Source organism: Chryseobacterium sp. CH25, assembly GCF_004119455.1.
Lineage (GTDB): Bacteria > Bacteroidota > Bacteroidia > Flavobacteriales > Weeksellaceae > Chryseobacterium.
On sequence record NZ_NRQT01000001.1, the window covers coordinates 1,075,577 to 1,092,147 of the forward strand.

Annotated in this window: 14 protein-coding genes, 1 pseudogene and 1 riboswitch; of the genes and pseudogenes, 10 read left to right on the forward strand and 5 right to left on the reverse strand. The window is 35.8% G+C overall.

The genetic code is table 11. The features are described 5' to 3' along the window. Positions 1 to 109 precede the first annotated feature (109 nt). Entirely contained in the window at positions 110 to 982 is an 873-nt protein-coding gene (gene ilvE / locus BOQ64_RS04730; protein WP_129058212.1) for a branched-chain-amino-acid transaminase, read from the reverse strand. Between the two features lie 365 nt (positions 983 to 1,347). Then, positions 1,348 to 2,190 carry a dihydropteroate synthase gene (gene folP, locus BOQ64_RS04735; protein WP_129058211.1) on the reverse strand — a complete coding sequence of 281 codons (843 nt, stop codon included), beginning with the start codon at positions 2,188 to 2,190 and terminating at the stop codon, positions 1,348 to 1,350. 240 nt (positions 2,191 to 2,430) lie between these two features. On the opposite strand from folP, the gene BOQ64_RS04740 reads away from it, so the two are divergent. The 6 genes from BOQ64_RS04740 to tpiA all read left to right on the forward strand — a co-directional run bounded on the left by BOQ64_RS04740 (position 2,431) and on the right by tpiA (position 8,141). Next, positions 2,431 to 2,997, forward strand: coding sequence for a DUF1599 domain-containing protein (locus BOQ64_RS04740; RefSeq protein ID WP_129058210.1), 567 nt, complete (start codon positions 2,431 to 2,433; stop codon positions 2,995 to 2,997). Between the two features lies 1 nt (position 2,998). Continuing rightward, positions 2,999 to 4,108, forward strand: a complete 1,110-nt coding sequence (locus tag BOQ64_RS04745; protein ID WP_129058209.1) for a BT_3928 family protein — start codon at positions 2,999 to 3,001, stop codon at positions 4,106 to 4,108. A 14-nt stretch (positions 4,109 to 4,122) separates the two neighbouring features. Then, complete coding sequence (locus BOQ64_RS04750; protein WP_129058208.1) at positions 4,123 to 4,803, forward strand: DUF6058 family natural product biosynthesis protein; 681 nt, start codon at positions 4,123 to 4,125, stop codon at positions 4,801 to 4,803. A 3-nt stretch (positions 4,804 to 4,806) separates the two neighbouring features. After that, positions 4,807 to 5,154 carry a hypothetical protein gene (locus BOQ64_RS04755; RefSeq protein WP_089732841.1) on the forward strand — a complete coding sequence of 116 codons (348 nt, stop codon included), beginning with the start codon at positions 4,807 to 4,809 and terminating at the stop codon, positions 5,152 to 5,154. A 22-nt stretch (positions 5,155 to 5,176) separates the two neighbouring features. After that, positions 5,177 to 7,303 (forward strand): S9 family peptidase, encoded by a 2,127-nt coding sequence (locus BOQ64_RS04760; protein WP_129058207.1) that lies wholly within the window; start codon positions 5,177 to 5,179, stop codon positions 7,301 to 7,303. Between the two features lie 79 nt (positions 7,304 to 7,382). After that, positions 7,383 to 8,141, forward strand: a complete 759-nt coding sequence (tpiA, locus tag BOQ64_RS04765; protein ID WP_076552808.1) for a triose-phosphate isomerase — start codon at positions 7,383 to 7,385, stop codon at positions 8,139 to 8,141. A 196-nt stretch (positions 8,142 to 8,337) separates the two neighbouring features. Here tpiA and BOQ64_RS04770 read toward each other — a convergent pair whose 3' ends face one another. Next, positions 8,338 to 9,606 (reverse strand): esterase-like activity of phytase family protein, encoded by a 1,269-nt coding sequence (locus tag BOQ64_RS04770; RefSeq protein ID WP_129058206.1) that lies wholly within the window; start codon positions 9,604 to 9,606, stop codon positions 8,338 to 8,340. A gap of 236 nt (positions 9,607 to 9,842) precedes the next feature. Next, positions 9,843 to 10,033: riboswitch (cobalamin riboswitch) on the forward strand. Between the two features lie 272 nt (positions 10,034 to 10,305). On the opposite strand from BOQ64_RS04770, the gene BOQ64_RS04775 reads away from it, so the two are divergent. Next, on the forward strand, positions 10,306 to 11,229 hold the full coding sequence (locus tag BOQ64_RS04775) for a T9SS type A sorting domain-containing protein (RefSeq protein WP_129058205.1): 924 nt from the start codon (positions 10,306 to 10,308) through the stop codon (positions 11,227 to 11,229). Between the two features lie 199 nt (positions 11,230 to 11,428). Here the strand turns inward: BOQ64_RS04775 and clpP are convergent, their stop codons facing one another. Then, the gene (gene clpP, locus BOQ64_RS04780; protein WP_129058204.1) at positions 11,429 to 12,112 is read right to left on the reverse strand and encodes an ATP-dependent Clp endopeptidase proteolytic subunit ClpP; all 684 of its coding nucleotides are present in this window, start codon (positions 12,110 to 12,112) and stop codon (positions 11,429 to 11,431) included. Between the two features lie 111 nt (positions 12,113 to 12,223). Next, positions 12,224 to 14,207, reverse strand: a pseudogene (gene dnaG / locus BOQ64_RS04785) (DNA primase). A gap of 320 nt (positions 14,208 to 14,527) precedes the next feature. Between dnaG and tsaE the strand changes: the two are divergent. The 3 genes from tsaE (at position 14,528) to BOQ64_RS04800 (ending at position 16,565) form a co-directional block, all read left to right on the forward strand. Then, positions 14,528 to 14,935 carry a tRNA (adenosine(37)-N6)-threonylcarbamoyltransferase complex ATPase subunit type 1 TsaE gene (gene tsaE, locus BOQ64_RS04790; RefSeq protein WP_129058203.1) on the forward strand — a complete coding sequence of 136 codons (408 nt, stop codon included), beginning with the start codon at positions 14,528 to 14,530 and terminating at the stop codon, positions 14,933 to 14,935. 67 nt (positions 14,936 to 15,002) lie between these two features. Continuing rightward, entirely contained in the window at positions 15,003 to 16,193 is a 1,191-nt protein-coding gene (locus tag BOQ64_RS04795; protein ID WP_129058202.1) for an alanine dehydrogenase, read from the forward strand. Further along, positions 16,194 to 16,565, forward strand: a complete 372-nt coding sequence (locus tag BOQ64_RS04800; protein ID WP_129058201.1) for a hypothetical protein — start codon at positions 16,194 to 16,196, stop codon at positions 16,563 to 16,565. Positions 16,566 to 16,571 lie beyond the last annotated feature (6 nt).

Here is a 16,571-nt window from a genome sequence, read left to right on the forward strand (position 1 = left end):
TACAGCTTGTAATATTTTTTTAATTCCTGCTTTTTCTGAAACTACAATATCCAATCGTTTAAAAATTAATTACAATTAACTAATAATCAATATTTTATATTTTAAAAATTTACAATGACAGAACTCTCACTAATTTTGAATAAGCCTGTTGTACCTTTTCACTTGCGGTGTCTTCCCATTGTTTGGTGAAAGGAACATCATCCAAAGAATCCAGGGCAACGATTTCAGCGGCTGTACCACAGAAAAATGCAGCATCTGCTCCTCTCATTTCTTCAGGTTTGAAAAAGGTTTCTTTAACGGGAATATTCAGTTCATCGCATATTTCAAAGACGGTCTGTCGGGTAATTCCAGGAAGAATGCTTCCTTTTGCCGGGGTGAATAATGTTCCGTCTTTTTCATAAAAAACATTGGCTCCCGAGCTTTCTGCAACATTTCCATTTTCATCCAGTACCAGAGCTTCATCATATCCTTTATCTTTGGCATCCTGACAAGCTAAAATGGAGTTTACATAATGTCCGCCTACTTTTGCCTCCACTTTGAATGCTTTCGGATTAGGACGTTGGAAAGGAGAAGTCATGATTTTCATTTTATCTGCCAGATAACCGTTGCTCCATTCCCAAGTCAGGAGAGACAGGTAGGACTCTTTGCCTTTTGAGAGAGACATATTGGGAGAACAGGTTACCAAAGGACGGATATAAGCATCTGTAAAGCCATTCAGTTCCAGCAGTTCATAAGTAAGTTCTGTAAGCTGATCTGCAGAATAATCGAAAGGAATGTGCATCAATTCTGCGGATCTTTTTAATCTTTCATAATGTTCTTTTGCTTTAAAAATTCTGGTTCCATGGGTAGTTTTGTAAGATTTAATTCCTTCAAAAACTGAATATCCGTAATGAAGAGATTGGCCATAAAGATTGGTTCCTGCGTCTTTGGCTTTCATGAAGTTTCCATCAAAATAGATGACCGTGTCGTTGTTGTAATACATGTTATAATGGGTTAAAATTTAAAAAATTGGGAATAAAAAAGCCCTCTCACAGTGTGAGAGGGCTCAATATATGTACAATCATACATCTTCCGTCTCACACACGTAAGGGAATAATAATGACGATAATAATGACTGCGAATAACTGATACATAATTGTACTCTAAAAAATTAAAACAAAAAAAGCCGCTTCAAAATGAAACGGCTTATATATAATTTAAATAAAAATCTATTTTAAAATGCCGCTTCCTGACTGTTGTAAATGACAACAGCTGCAATAGAAATGACAATAATATTTTTCTGATTCGTAAAATTCATACTGCAAATGTATAAACTTTTTAAAAACTCACAAGTTTTTTTAGCACTTTTTATTTTTTTTGTAAAAATTGATTGAGTGTTTCCTTTGCTTCAGCCACATCATGAACTCTTAAAATTTTAGCTCCCTGCTCCAAAACTTTAAGGTGTAATTTCTGTGTTTCTTCATTGATATCAAGTGGAGATTTTCCAAGAGGTTTATAGATAAATGACTTTCTTGAAATCCCGATTAGTAAAGGAAATTTTCCAAAACCAAGATATTCAACCTCATTAATCATTTTCATCTGATCTTCCACCGTTTTTCCAAAGCCAAAACCGGGGTCCAAAATGATATCTTTAACTCCTTTTTGCAACAGCTCATTTGTCTTTTCAGAAAAATACCTGTTGACCTCTAATGTTATATCTTCAAACTTAATTTTATCATGCATGGTTTCATAGGATGGATTGATATGCATCAAAATGTAAGGAAGCTTAGTTTCTGCCGCTGTATCAAACATTTTTTCGTCATACTGACCTCCCGAAATATCATTAATCATATCTATCCCTTCACTGAATCCAAATCTTACGGTTTCCGCATAGAAAGTATCCAAAGAAATCAATGCTTCCGGAAACTCTTTTTTGATGTTAGAAATCACATTTCCAATCCTTTTAATTTCCTCTTCACTGCTCAGGAATTCAGAATTGGGACGGGTAGATTGTGGTCCGATATCAAGAATTTCCGCTCCATCTTTTAATAACTTTTCAGCATGTTCCAGTGCCAGTTTTTCATCATTAAACTTTCCACCATCAGAGAATGAATCCGGGGTAAGATTGAGGATTCCCATGATCTTTGGAGTATCCAGTTGTATCAGTCTGCCATTACAGTTGATCGAATAGGTTTGAAGGTTTGAGAGCATGAGGTTTATAAGTAATGAATGATGGGTAATGAGTAATTTTATATACTGCAAAATTAGCAACTAATCGTGAATTGAATGTAAAAAAAGGCTATAAAATTGTACTCAAGAGACGAATATTAAATACAGGATGACAGATTCCCACACTCCACACCATGTACCTCGAATCCCGAATTCCAAACGATAAAACTCATGGTTCATAAACAAAACCGAATTCGTATATTTGGAAGATTAAGAAAATTTATGTCAAAAACATCAGTACAGTTCGAGAAAATTATCAGTCAGTGTCGTGATCTTTTCAGTAAAAAGTTACAGGATTACGGACCTGCGTGGAGGGTTTTAAGACCAAGTTCCATTACGGATCAGATTTATATTAAAGTTAACAGAATCCGTACATTGCAAATGACTGATGTGAAAATGGTGGATGAAAGTGAAGAAGATGAATTTATCGCAATTGTGAACTACTCTATCATTGGACTTATTCAGCTTGAAAAAGGACTTTCCAATGATTTTAATGAAAATAAGGAAGAAATTTTAAATCTGTATGACAAATATTCCAAGGAAGCGCAGGCTTTAATGGAGAGAAAAAATCACGATTATGGTGAAGCATGGAGAGATATGAGAATCTCTTCGATTACAGATTTGATTTATCAGAAAGTATTAAGAACTAAACAGATTGAAGACAACCAGGGAAAAACCATCGTATCTGAAGGCCTTGATGCCAACTATTTCGATATGCTGAATTATGCTGTTTTCTGCCTGATTAAATTCTCAGAACAAAAAAACCAATCCGAACCCAAAACTATTTAATATGATCAAAGGTTTATTACGCTTTATTATTGCGGTTATTTTCATCCTTTCCGGCTTTGTAAAAGCTGTGGATCTAGTAGGTTTCTCCTTTAAAATGGAGGAATATTTTTCACCTGCTGTCTTCAATATGCCGTTTTTTGAAAAATTTGCTCTGCTGTTTTCAATTATCGTTGTTGTGCTGGAGCTTTTCTTAGGATTTATGCTGCTGCTGAAAATGAAGCTTAAATTTACCTTATCAGCTTTAATTGCACTTTGTGTGTTTTTTGGCTTCCTAACCTTCTATTCTGCTTATTTTAATGTAGTTACAGATTGTGGATGCTTTGGAGATGCTATTAAATTTACGCCTTGGCAGAGTTTCTTTAAAGATGTAGCTCTTCTTATTGGGCTTATTCTTCTGTTTGTTCTGTACAAAAAAGATTTCCGTAAAACAGATGAGTATGGCAGCACCAGAAAAGAATCTACAGGTAAGTTCAAATACATTCTCTTTACAGTTTTTTCTTTGGGAATGATCTATATTATGGCTCAAGGAATTATGCATGAACCAATCATCGATTTCCGTGATTACAAAGTAGGAACAGATATTAAAGGTGAGAAAGAAAAAATCAATAAAAACCCTTCTGAATATAAGACTTTTTATTCCCTGAAAAATCAAAAAACAGGTGAAATTTTAAAAGTAAACCAGGATGATTACATTAAAGAAACAAAATACTGGGCAGAAGGTTCTCCATGGAAGATTGAAGAAGGAAAAAATGAATCTGTACTTATAAAAGAAGGATATAAATCTGAGATCGTAAAATTCAAAATTGAAGATCCTACAGGAATGGAACTTACAGATGAGATCATCAAAGCACCAAAAGCTATTCTTGTATTTTCTTACCATCCGAAAGAGGTCTCTGCTGAGCTTCTTCAGAAGGTAGAAGCTAAAGTAAATGCTCAGAAAGGAGCTGTTATTTATGGGGTTTCAACAGATCAGAAAACTTTTAAAACCATTAAAAATACAATGATGGATGGTACTGCCATTAAAACTATTGCAAGAAGTAATCCTTTTGTACTGATTCTTCAAAACGGAAAAATTGTAGACAAGCAGCCTGCAAAAGACTATATCAATTAATTATTTCAACGCTAATGGAACAAAATTTCAATTATATTAATGAAAATTATATTACAGAAGCTGAGTTATGTAATATAACAAATATCAGCAAGGATGAATTGGCTGTACTTATTCAAAATCAATTAGTTCCACAGCACTCATATACGATTTCCCGAACTATTAGAATAACGTCTCCTCTTAATGATGAATTTGAAAATGAGATTACAGAGAAGTATTTCAGTAAAAACTGTATTTCATTAATTGAAAAGAATAAAGAATTAAGAGATACTCATCAATACAAGGAAGAGTTTAAAGAAAATTTCATCCGGCATCTGATGAACCATCCTCATAAAAACTTTGCTTATGATGGGATGTTCAACACCTCTTTTCCGGAACAGGAAAAACTGAATGAAATATTTGAAAGTGAGTGGGCAGCCTATTGCAACGGTATATATGGGATTTGTACCTTACATTCCACTGAAGAAGAAATTGTAAAAAAGGAAATTGCCGTTAAAAAACTGATTCATTTCAACACTCAGTTATCTGGTAAAAAACTTACCGATGATGAATCAGAAGAAGTGATGAAACTGAGTGAAGAGTTTAACGAAGTAGCTCAAAAATTTGCTCCTTATCAAAGAAAATCAAGCAGCAGGGGAAAATATCTCGATACAATTTTAGAAGAAAATAACTTAGACTATCTAGTAAAAAAATATTAAAACATGCAAAAATCAAATAAATCAATCGCCGGTTACCACTTATTAATGATTCTTTCTTCTGTTGACGGAGAATTTGCTCCTGAGGAAGGAATGTTGGTACAGCAATATCTGGCTGATGAATTTCCATTCAGAATGAATCTTGACAATGAACTTGATACATTAGCTCTTTTGCAGCCTGAAGAATGGAAAGATCATTTTGAATTTCACGGTAGATGTTTCCTTGATGACTCTACAGAAGATGAGCGTGTAAAATTTGCTCAGTTTGCCAAATCTCTGATTAAAGCAGATAACAAAGTAACTGAAGAAGAACACACGTTCTACGTTCTGCTAAAAAACCTATGGGGATTATAATTCCTCCTCAAAATAAAAAACCATGAAAAAAATTTATCTAGGACTATTAGTAATGAGTGCATCTACATTTCAATCTCAGAAATTTCCGGATCTGAAAGCTCCTGTTGCTGAAAAGCAGGAACACATCAGAGAAATCCACGGTGATAAGGTTAATGATCCTTATTACTGGATGATCGATTATTTCAAAAAAGGAAAAGATTCTACCAAAGTTGTTGATTATTTAAAGGCTGAAAACACCTATTGGGAAGGCATGATGAAAGATACAGAACCTTTCAGAGAAAAGCTTTTCCAGGAAATGAAAGCCAGAATCAAAGAGAAAGATGAGTCTGTTCCGGTTTTTAAGAACGGATATTATTATTACACCCGTACAGAAGCAGGGAAACAATATTTTAAATACTGTAGAAAAAAAGGCAACCTTACCGCTCCTGAAGAAATTCTTCTGGATGTAGATAAGCAGGCTGAAGGTCATTCTTATTATTCTGCTTCAGGCTTCAGTATCAGTCCGGATAATACGAAAATGATTTATGGTGTAGATGATGTATCCCGAAGACAGTACAAGTTATTCTTAAAAGATCTGTCAACAGGAAAAACCATTGATCTTGGTATTAAAAACACAACAGGATCTGCCACATGGGCGAATGATAACAAAACCATATTTTATACTTCCAAAAACCCTGAAACGCTTTTAACAGAAAAGATTTTCAGACATACTCTGGGAACTGATTCTTCCAAGGATGCCCTTGTATATGAGGAAAAGGATAAAACCAACTATATTGGTGTAGGAAAATCTAAGAATGAGAAATTCATTATGATCTCTTCTCAGGCTACCACTTCGTCCGAAACCAGATATCTTGACGCTAACGACCCTAACGGAACTTTTAAAGTTTTTCAGCCTAGAATAAAAGATGTCCTGTATGATGTCACTCCACTGGAAGATAAATTTTTAATTACCACCAATAAGGATGCTCTTAACTTTAAAGTTGTAGAAACTCCTTTACATAAAACAGGTGTTGAGAACTGGAAAGATTTTGTTCCACACAGAAAAGATGTTCTGATGGAAGGAATTACTGAATTTAAGAATTATCTGATATTCAGTGAAAGACAAAACGGACTTTCTCAATTGGTCATCTATGACAGAAAAACAGGTAAAAAAGATTTCCTGAAATTTGATGAAGCCGCTTACACTGTCTATCCATCAGGGAATCCTGAGTATAATACAGATAATTTCCGTTTCGGATATACTTCCATGATTACACCAAGTTCCCAGTTTGAACAGGATTTAAAAACAGGAAAAAGATCCCTTCTGAAGCAACAGGAAGTTTTAGGAGGTTATAATAAAGAAAACTATATCACAGAAAGGCTTTTTGCTACAGCCAAAGACGGAACTCAAATTCCTATTTCCATAGTGTACAAAAAAGGACTTAAAAAAGATGGAAACAGTCCGTTATTGCTGTATGCTTACGGTTCTTACGGCAGCTCTATGGATGCTACATTCAGCAGCACGAGGCTGAGCCTTCTGGACAGAGGTTTTACCTATGCTATTGCTCATATCCGTGGCGGTCAGGAAATGGGAAGACAATGGTATGAAGACGGGAAAATGATGAAAAAGAAAAATACATTTACCGATTTCATTGACTCCGGAGAATATCTGGTGAAAGAAAAATATACGTCTCCTAAACATTTATATGCACAGGGAGGAAGCGCAGGAGGTCTGTTAATGGGAGCTATAGCTAATATGAGCCCTACTCTTTGGAATGGTGTGATTTCACAGGTGCCTTTCGTTGATGTTGTGAATACCATGCTTGATACAAGTATTCCTTTGACAACTAATGAATATGATGAATGGGGTAACCCTAACAATAAGGAGGCTTATCTTTATATGAAATCTTATTCTCCGTATGAAAATATCGAAAAGAAAAACTATCCAAATCTATTGGTAACAACAGGGCTACATGATTCTCAGGTTCAGTATTTTGAACCAGCAAAATGGGTAGCCAAACTGAGAGATATGAAAACGGATAAAAACGTTTTATTATTAAAAACAGACATGGCGTATGGTCATGGTGGAGCTTCCGGAAGATTTGATTATCTGAAGGATCTCGCTTTGGTATATGCTTTTATGTTTAAATTGGAAGGAATTAATAAATAAGGCTCTCGCAGATTTTGCAGATAACGCAGATTTAAAATGTGAGATTAATTAAAAAGTAAAATAAATCAATATAAATCTTATGAGAAGAAAAATAGTTGCAGGCAACTGGAAAATGAACAAAAATGTAATTGATGCACAACAATTAATGATTCAGTTACTAAGCTATAAAAACAACAATGCAACCAACTGTGAGGTTTGGATCGCTCCCCCATCTTTATACTTAATGATGGCTAAAGACATCTTTGAAAAGGATGAGATCGGGGTATTCTCTCAGGATATGAGCGAGCACGAAAGCGGTGCCTACACAGGAGAAATCTCTGCTGATATGTTAGAGTCTATCGATGCAACAGGTTCATTAATCGGGCACTCTGAAAGAAGACAATACCACGGAGAAACAGATTCTCACTGTAACAGAAAAGTAAAATTAGCTTTAGATAAAGGTCTTACACCAATCTATTGTAACGGAGAAACTCTAGAGCAAAGAAAGGCAGGACAGCACCTTGAAGTGGTTAAAAATCAAACAGAAGTAGCTCTTTTCACCCTTTCTGCTGAAGAGATCAAAAAGGTAGTAATTGCTTACGAACCGGTTTGGGCTATCGGAACAGGAGAAACGGCAACACCTGAACAGGCTCAGGAAATTCATGCACACATCAGAAGCATTATTGCTGCTAAATATGGTCAGGAAGTAGCTGATGAGGTTTCTATCCTTTACGGAGGTTCTGTGAAGCCGGATAATGCGAAAGAAATCTTCTCTCAGCCGGATATTGACGGAGGTCTGATTGGAGGTGCAGCTTTGAAATTAGAGGATTTCTCTAAGATTATTGAAGGTTTCAATTAATTGAGAAGAACAATATAGAAATAAGGCCACTGGAAGTAACTTTCAGTGGCTTTTATTATAGATTTTGGCTAAAGCCGGTGGAATTTATTCCTATTTTTTTAAACGGGCTAAAGCCCGTTCCTATTGAATTATTCAATCTGCATACAATAAAAAACGGCGGAATAAATTCCGCCGTTTTCCGTTAAAAAAAATCTAATTATTGAATATCGACTATATACATAGTTCCTTTGTCAACCTTCCCGGTTTTAGGAAGGATTTTAGCTTTAGGGTTTCCGCTTCCGTCATCTACTACTCCAAAATCATCATCATTGAAAACAGCCAGTTTATTATTTCCTAGATAAACAATTCCCTCAAACTTATCATGCTCATAGCCCAATTTTGCCACCAGGTCTACCGCTAATTTTTTAGAAACAGGTTTAATTCCTGCTGTGGTAAGCTCATCCCAGCTACATTGTTCCAAAGCTTTACCGTTTACTTTCATTCCGTCTACGGCTGTAAGGTCGGTTCCGGTTACATCCGTTGCATCACTTAGGTTGATTCTGTATACTTTTTTAATTCCACCTTGTGTTCCGAAATTTCCGTCTCTTTCAATAACAAGGAATTCATTATTCCCTAATGCTGTTATGTCACAAACTGAGTCAGAAGCACCACCATCCTGTTTATAAAGATATTGTTTCGTTTTCCCGGTATTAATATCGAAAGTTACAATTCTCGTTAAGGTTGTGTTTGTTGCCAAAGCTTTTGACGGAACAAACATCATTGACTGCATTGTTCCTACCAATGTTCTTCCGTCCGGAGTTATACAAAGTCCTTCCATTCCTCTGTTGGCTCTTCTTTTAGCCAAAACAGCCGGTAATTTTCTGGTTCCTGTATTTACCCCTATCGGGCTTATTCTTTCCAGCTCTACTCCATCGGCACTGTAATGAACAATATGTGGTCCGTATTCATCAGACACCCAGAATGTACCATCTGGTGCTGCTACAATACTTTCACTGTCTAAACCATATTTATCTGTCCCCAGTTCATTTCCTGCCGCATCATAAGCTACTTCACCTGTACTTCCCATTCCCACAGGATTTGGAAGCCCTGTAATCGGTTGCCCAGATGGATTTTTAAGTTTAATATATTTAATAACTTCTATCTTTCCTTCAGCATTAATTTTAAAATGCATAATAGTAGGAGTAAAATTAGGGGCTAAAAACTTCTTTCCGCTCTTATAATCGGTATTCGGACCACGGTCTGTAATAACATAAAACTCTCCTTTTCTTGTAGGGTGCGCTACCGCTCCGGAACCGAATCCGCCATTAATGACATCTACTCCATTCACTGTTGCCAGCGTTGTAAAAGGAAACTCCTGCGGAAGTTTAGAATAATTAATATCCTGATTATTTATACTGTTGTCATCGTCTTTACTGCATGACCATACTGCAGACATCACCAGAACAGATAATAGTAATTTTTTCATATTAACTTTTATGGCGCGAAAGTATAAATTGATTGTAAACTGATCTTAAATACAATGATAATTATATTTTAACAATAGAAACCTCAAGATGAATTCAATATAAACAACAAAACAATCTATTTAATCCGGAAAATAAAATACAAAACTTCAATTCATTATCAATCAACAAAATTCATTATAAAAAAACGGAAACTGATATATAATTCACAAAACTGATATCAGAAATTTATATGATATATTTGCACCGTTTTTAAGGTTGAACACTGTTCATAATAGGGAATCAGGTGAGAATTATATTCAAATCCTGAGCTGTACCCGCAACTGTAAGCTGTTTTACCTATAGCTGTGATATACCACTGGATAAACGTCCGGGAAGGTGGGCTATAGGATGCGAGCCAGGAGACCTGCCTTGAATGCATTTTTAATTTTGGGATTAAGACTACAGAGTGTGCTTTTTTCTTATTAATAAGTTTCGGGAATAAAACTTTAATTTAATTATATCATGAAAAAAATCTATCTTTTTTCTTACTGCTTTGTACGCAGTTATTCTTTGCTCAATTTAATGAAAATGACATCAAATTTTGGGTAGGAACCGGTTCTAAAAAGGCTTATTTCATTGCCGATTTCAATGACAACAATACCCCTACCTCTTATGCATGGGGCTATCGTTTTGATGGCAATAATTTAACTGCAGAAGACATGGTTAATGCTATTGTTGCTGCAGAACCTAAAATAGAGGCTGACATTCCTTCAGGATTTCTGTACAGTTTCACCTACAATCACCATACTCCAAGTACAGATGATTACTGGATTACCTGGACCGGATCAAATGCCGGAAATATGTCCAATCAAAATAATGGTGTAGGCTATACCACTTTAACAGATGGCTTATGGTTTGGAATTACTTATGGAGCCGATGAAAACAATTTCAATATTCCACCTTCAACGCCAATGCCTGCCTACAGTTCTCAATGGTATACTTCGTCCCAAATTACCAACTGGATTGGAACCGGAAACAACAGAAGTCTGGTTGTAGTAGATTTTGGAACTCATAGTGCTAATGGCAATGCCAATTCTTTTGCTTTTGGAATTCAATATAATGGTACTCTAACAGCGGAACAGGCACTACAGCTTATTCAAACTCAGGCTCCTTATTTCAATTTTACTTCCAGCAATAATCAGATTTCTAATTTATCATTAAATACTTTCACCGGAAACAGCTCCGGAGCAGAAAGCTGGAAATTATATTCCGGAAAGGATCTTTCAAGCTGGCAGAAAAAAACTGATCTTAGCCAGATCCAATTGAGCAACAACACATGGCTGGGCTTAAGCTTTGGAGACAGAAGACCTTTCACTCCTACTGAAGCAAGTAATGCAACTTTGTCTGTTTCTTCAGTACATAAGAAATCTTCATTCAGTATTTATCCAAATCCAACCAGTGATTTTATTCAGATTGAATCTCCTGAAAATATCATAGAAGTAAATATCTATTCTTCTTTAGGACAGAAAGTAATGACTTCTCAGGCAACAAAGATTAATGTTAAATCTCTAAATACTGATGTGTATTGGATGGAGATTAAGACGAAGAATGGTTCTACGGTGCATAAGATTGTGAAGAAGTAGGCGAGAATTGTTTAACCACCCCGTCAAATCTTTGATTTGACACCCCTCCAGAGGAGGGGAATATCACGTCTTCAATTGTGATTTCCTTCATTATATTTATTGGGTGCGGATATACTACTCATAAATGATTCGTGTATTTGTAGCTAAAACAAAAAACGCATCCAATTTGGATGCGTTTTTCAATATGATGTAGTATCAATTATTTTTTCTCTGCTCTCTGAAGAACCTCATCTACCATTCCAAAGCTCTTAGCTTCTTCAGAAGTCATCCAGTAATCTCTGTCAGAAGATTTCTCTACCCATTCGTAAGGCTGTCCTGAATGATGAGAGATAATATCATAAAGCTCCTGCTTTAATTTCAACATCTCTCTTAAGTTGATCTCCATATCAGAAGCAACTCCCTGAGCACCTCCTGAAGGCTGGTGAATCATTACTCTTGAATGCTTCAGCGCAGAACGTTTTCCTTTTTCTCCGGCAACCAATAATACAGCTCCCATTGAAGCAGCCATACCTGTACAGATAGTCGCTACATCCGGCTTAATGATCTGCATAGTGTCATAAATACCTAAACCTGCATATACACTTCCACCAGGAGAGTTGATATAGATTTGGATATCTTTAGACGGATCTGCACTTTCTAAGAATAAAAGCTGAGCTGTAACGATATTCGCTACCTGATCGTCAATTCCAGTTCCAAGGAAGATAATTCTGTCCATCATCAGACGGGAGAAAACGTCCATCTGAGCAACGTTTAATCTTCTTTCTTCCATGATGTACGGAGTTAAGTTCGTTGGCCCATACATTCCCATATACTGATCGGTAGCAAGACCGTTATTTCCTAAATGTTTTACAGAGAAATCTCTGAATTCTTTTTTAATGTCCATATTTATATTATGTATTATTTTAAAATATTTTCAAAGTTTAAATTACAATATTTATTCCTAAAATTTTATAGGACTTTTTGTCATAGAATCCGGAAATCTTTTGTCTTTAAACTATCTTTTTCTATCTATATAAATTCCCTTGATCGGAGAATACTCAATGATATTACTTAATCGGATAGAAGCCTGTTTCAAAAGAGTAATTTTTTTAATCAGCTCATAATACTTTACTTCATCCGTACTGCTGTATTGATCCAGTTCCTTAGCGGTTTCTGTAATCAGGTAATCAATATATCTGTATTTATGAAGTAAAACATCCCCTGTAATCTGATCGGCAACCTTATCCCCATAATTAGGCGGATAAATATTTCTTGAAGCCCAGTTTTCCAATTCATCCAAAGGAATAAGCGCATCTACCACCTTTGTAGTAATTTCTTCATCCATAAAAGATACAAAAAAGTTTCCACTTCTCAGCTCATCTTTCTGAATCCCCTCTTTCACCTGATTGATAATGATCTCATTTTCTTTGACTAAAAATGTATACTGCTCTTCTTCAAATGATGAAGAATTTCTTCAATAACTGTTATCTGATACTCTTCATTGTTTTCATTTCTCCTTTTCAGAACAATATCTCCGAACATCAGCATGTGATCTACCAGCTTATTTTCCATAAACAGGACATCAAACAAAAAAGGATCTTCTTTTTCCTTATCCAGAGGAACAATTTCCAGCTTTGGAGCTGCTTTTTCCTTCTGTTGGTGCTGAACATGATGGGTTTGGTTCTGAGTAATCTGCTTCTGAACATCCAACTCATTGAACAAACTCTGCTCCGAAAGTCCGAACTTATTGGAAACTTCCTTCAGATAAACTTCTCTTTTCAGCGCATTCTGTACAAAGGACACCGACTTTACAATATCACGGATGGCTTCTGCTTTTTTAATCGGATCATTTCCTACATCTCTTAACAGAATCTCCGCTTTAAAGTCGATGAAGTCCATCGCTTCATTCTCGATGTACTTTTCTACATATTCCTGTGGATGTTTTCTGGCAAAGGAATCCGGATCATCACCATCCGGGAAAAGCAGAACACGGATGTTCATCCCTTCTGTCAGTAGCATATCAATACTTCGGAAACTGGCTTTAATACCTGCATTATCACCATCGAAGAGAATCGTTACGTTTTCTGTAAGTCTCTTAATTAGTTTAATTTGCTCCGTAGTAAGTGAAGTTCCGGAACTCGCTACTACGTTTTCAATTCCGGACATGTGAAGGGAAATCACATCCATATATCCTTCCACCAAAAGACAGCCATTCTTTCTTGAAATAGCCTGCTTACTTTGGTTTAATCCGTAAAGAACATTGGATTTATGATAGATCTCCGTTTCCGGTGAGTTGAGATATTTTGCTGTTTTTACATTGCTCTTAAGAATTCTGGCTCCAAAACCTAAAACTCTTCCTGAAAAGCTATGAATCGGGAAAATTACCCTTTCACGGAATCGGTCTACTCCGGCTGGTGTATTTCCGGAAAAATAGAAAGTCCGGATTTTTCAAGTATTTCTTTTGTATAGCCTTTTTCTAAAGCATACGCTGTAAATGCATTCTTTTGCTCAGGAGAATATCCAAGCTGGAATTTTTTGATGATATCATCCTTTAATTCTCTTTCCTTAAAATAAGAAAGACCTATACTCCTGCCTTCCTGATCATCCCAAAGAATTTCCTGGAAATAAGTATTGGCAACTTCATGAATTTTATACAACAGATCTTTTTCCGTCTGAGCATGCTTTGCTTCTTCAGAAATCTCACGTAGATCCTCCTCAATTTCAATTCCATATTTCTTTGCAGCATGACGAAGTGCCTCAGGATAAGTAAAGTTCTCAATTTCCATCAGGAAAGAGATCGCTGTTCCTCCTTTTCCGGTAGAGAAATCTTTCCAGATCTGCTTACTTGGTGAAACAACAAAACTTGGAGACTTTTCTTCATGAAAAGGACTGAGCCCTTTAAAGTTAGACCCTGCTCTTTTCAACTGAACGTACTCTCCTACTATCTCTTCTACACGTATCGTTGAGAAAATTTTGTCTATAGTCTGCTTAGAAATCATACTGCAAAATTAAGTATTTTATATCCAAGTTGGAAAATTTGAGAAGAGAGTTATATTGTAATTCTTTTGGGTAAAAGTAATCAATTACATTCTTATCAGAATTAAACTATTAATAAAAATGAAGTTGATAAGATAAGTTAAGATTCATCAAAGATGAATAAAGAATATCACTTTAGAATAGTTTCAGCTACATCCTTAGTTTTTCCCGCCTTAAAAAGCCAAATACTTTTCTTATGATCTCATTCTCTCGCTCTAAAACACTAATACTTTCAAACCTCTACTCTAAAACTTATTCATTATTTTTGCAAACAAATCAGCCTATGCAGTTCACTATACATACAATCGAAGACTGGCAGGAAGTTGTTCACAGCATTCTTCCTGAATTAAAACATAATATCCTTTTACTAAAGGGAAATCTGGGTGCAGGAAAAACTACTTTCTCTCAATTCTTGCTTAAAAATCTGGGAAGTAATGATGAAGTTAGTTCTCCTACCTACTCTATTGTTAATGAATACAGCACTTCAAAAGGAAAAATATTCCATTTTGATCTTTACCGCTTAAAAAACATCGAAGAGGTGTATGATATTGGGATTGAAGAATACCTTGACAATTCTTTTCTATGCATCATTGAGTGGCCGGAAGTGTATGAAGAGGAGCTCTACGGGCTCAACTACCACACAATGAGTATTGTGAATACAGGTGAAAACAGAGAAATTTCATTCGAGTAAATATTATGTATCTTTGCTTATTAATTGAGTGTAAAAAACAATCTGTAAGACATAATTTAATTTAAGGATGAGTACAAATATTTTTACTCCTTTCACAGAAGAAGAATTGATGCCGAAAGAGGAAAAATTGGAGGTTATAAAGAAGGGAAAACAGTTCAGTATTGGAATTCCCAAAGAAACCTGTCTCAACGAAAGGAGAACCTGCATTACTCCGGACGCCGTACAGGTGTTGGTAGAGCACGGCCATGAAATTATCATAGAATCAGGAGCCGGAGAAGGTTCATTTTTTACAGATTTACAATATTCAGAATCTGGAGCAAGAATCACCAATGATCCTAAAGAAGCATTCGGGCAGGATCTGATCCTGAAAATCAACCCTCCTACTCTGGATGAAATTGATTTGATGAAGCCTAATACGTATATGGTTTCAGCACTTCAGATCAATCTGAGAGATAAGGAATATTTCCTTAAGCTTGCAGAGAAAAAAATAAATGCTATTGCCTTTGAATTTATCGTGGATGAATACAAGCAGCTTGCATTGGTAAGACTAATTGGTGAAATTGCAGGAACCGTTTCTATTTTATATGCTTCAGAATTATTGGCGCTTTCTAATGGTTTAATGCTTGGTGGGATTACAGGAGTAAGACCTGCTGAAGTAGTAATCCTTGGAGCCGGAATTGTAGGTGAATTTGCTACAAAAGCAGCCATCGGCCTGGGAGCAAGTGTAAAAGTTTTTGACAACTCATTGTCAAAACTAAGAAGACTTCACACCATGGTAGACAGCCGTGTACCAACTTCCATCATCGATCCTAAAGAACTCAGCAAAAGTTTAAGACGTGCTGATGTAGTCATTGGAGCCCTTCCAAGATTAAATATGACGCCTATTGTGACTGAAGATATGGTCATGAAAATGAAAAAAGGCAGTGTCATCATTGATATTACCATAGACAACGGTAAGGTTATTGAAACTTCAGAATTAACCACTATGGATGATCCTTATATCATTAAACATGGGGTTATCCACTGCGGACTTCCGAACCTTACTTCAAGAATGCCGAGAACCACTACAAAGGCTATCTCTAACTTCTTCCTTTCCTATATTTTAAATTATGATGAAGAGGGCGGCTTTGAAAACATGCTGATCCGCAAAAATGAAATGAAGCAGAGCTTATATATGTACAAAGGAAGACATACTAAAAAGATCATCTGTGACCGTTTCGGACTTACGTACCACGATATCAATCTTTTAATTTTCTAAATGAAAAAACTTAAATTTTATGCAATAGGCTTCGTTCCGGGGCTAATTATCGTATTCTTTATATTAAACAAAAAAGGGGCAAGCTGCAGCGGTTATTTGCCAAACAGCCGTGTGATTGCCGAATCTCTTTCTAAGGAATTCAAGTATTCTGACGAAGCTAAAGCTGCTATGAGTATTTATAAGATTGATGAAAAGTTTGTAAAAGACAGCATCATTACCAACGGAAAAGTGGATTTTGACAAAAGCCATGCTCAAAAGAAGCCATGCCCTGAGTACCTGATCACCTATCCTGAAAAAAATCCGTCTTACGAGATTACTTTTGAAAAGTGTGAAGAAACTCTAACGGTAAACACTCTTAAAAAGCTTAAATAGTTTCAA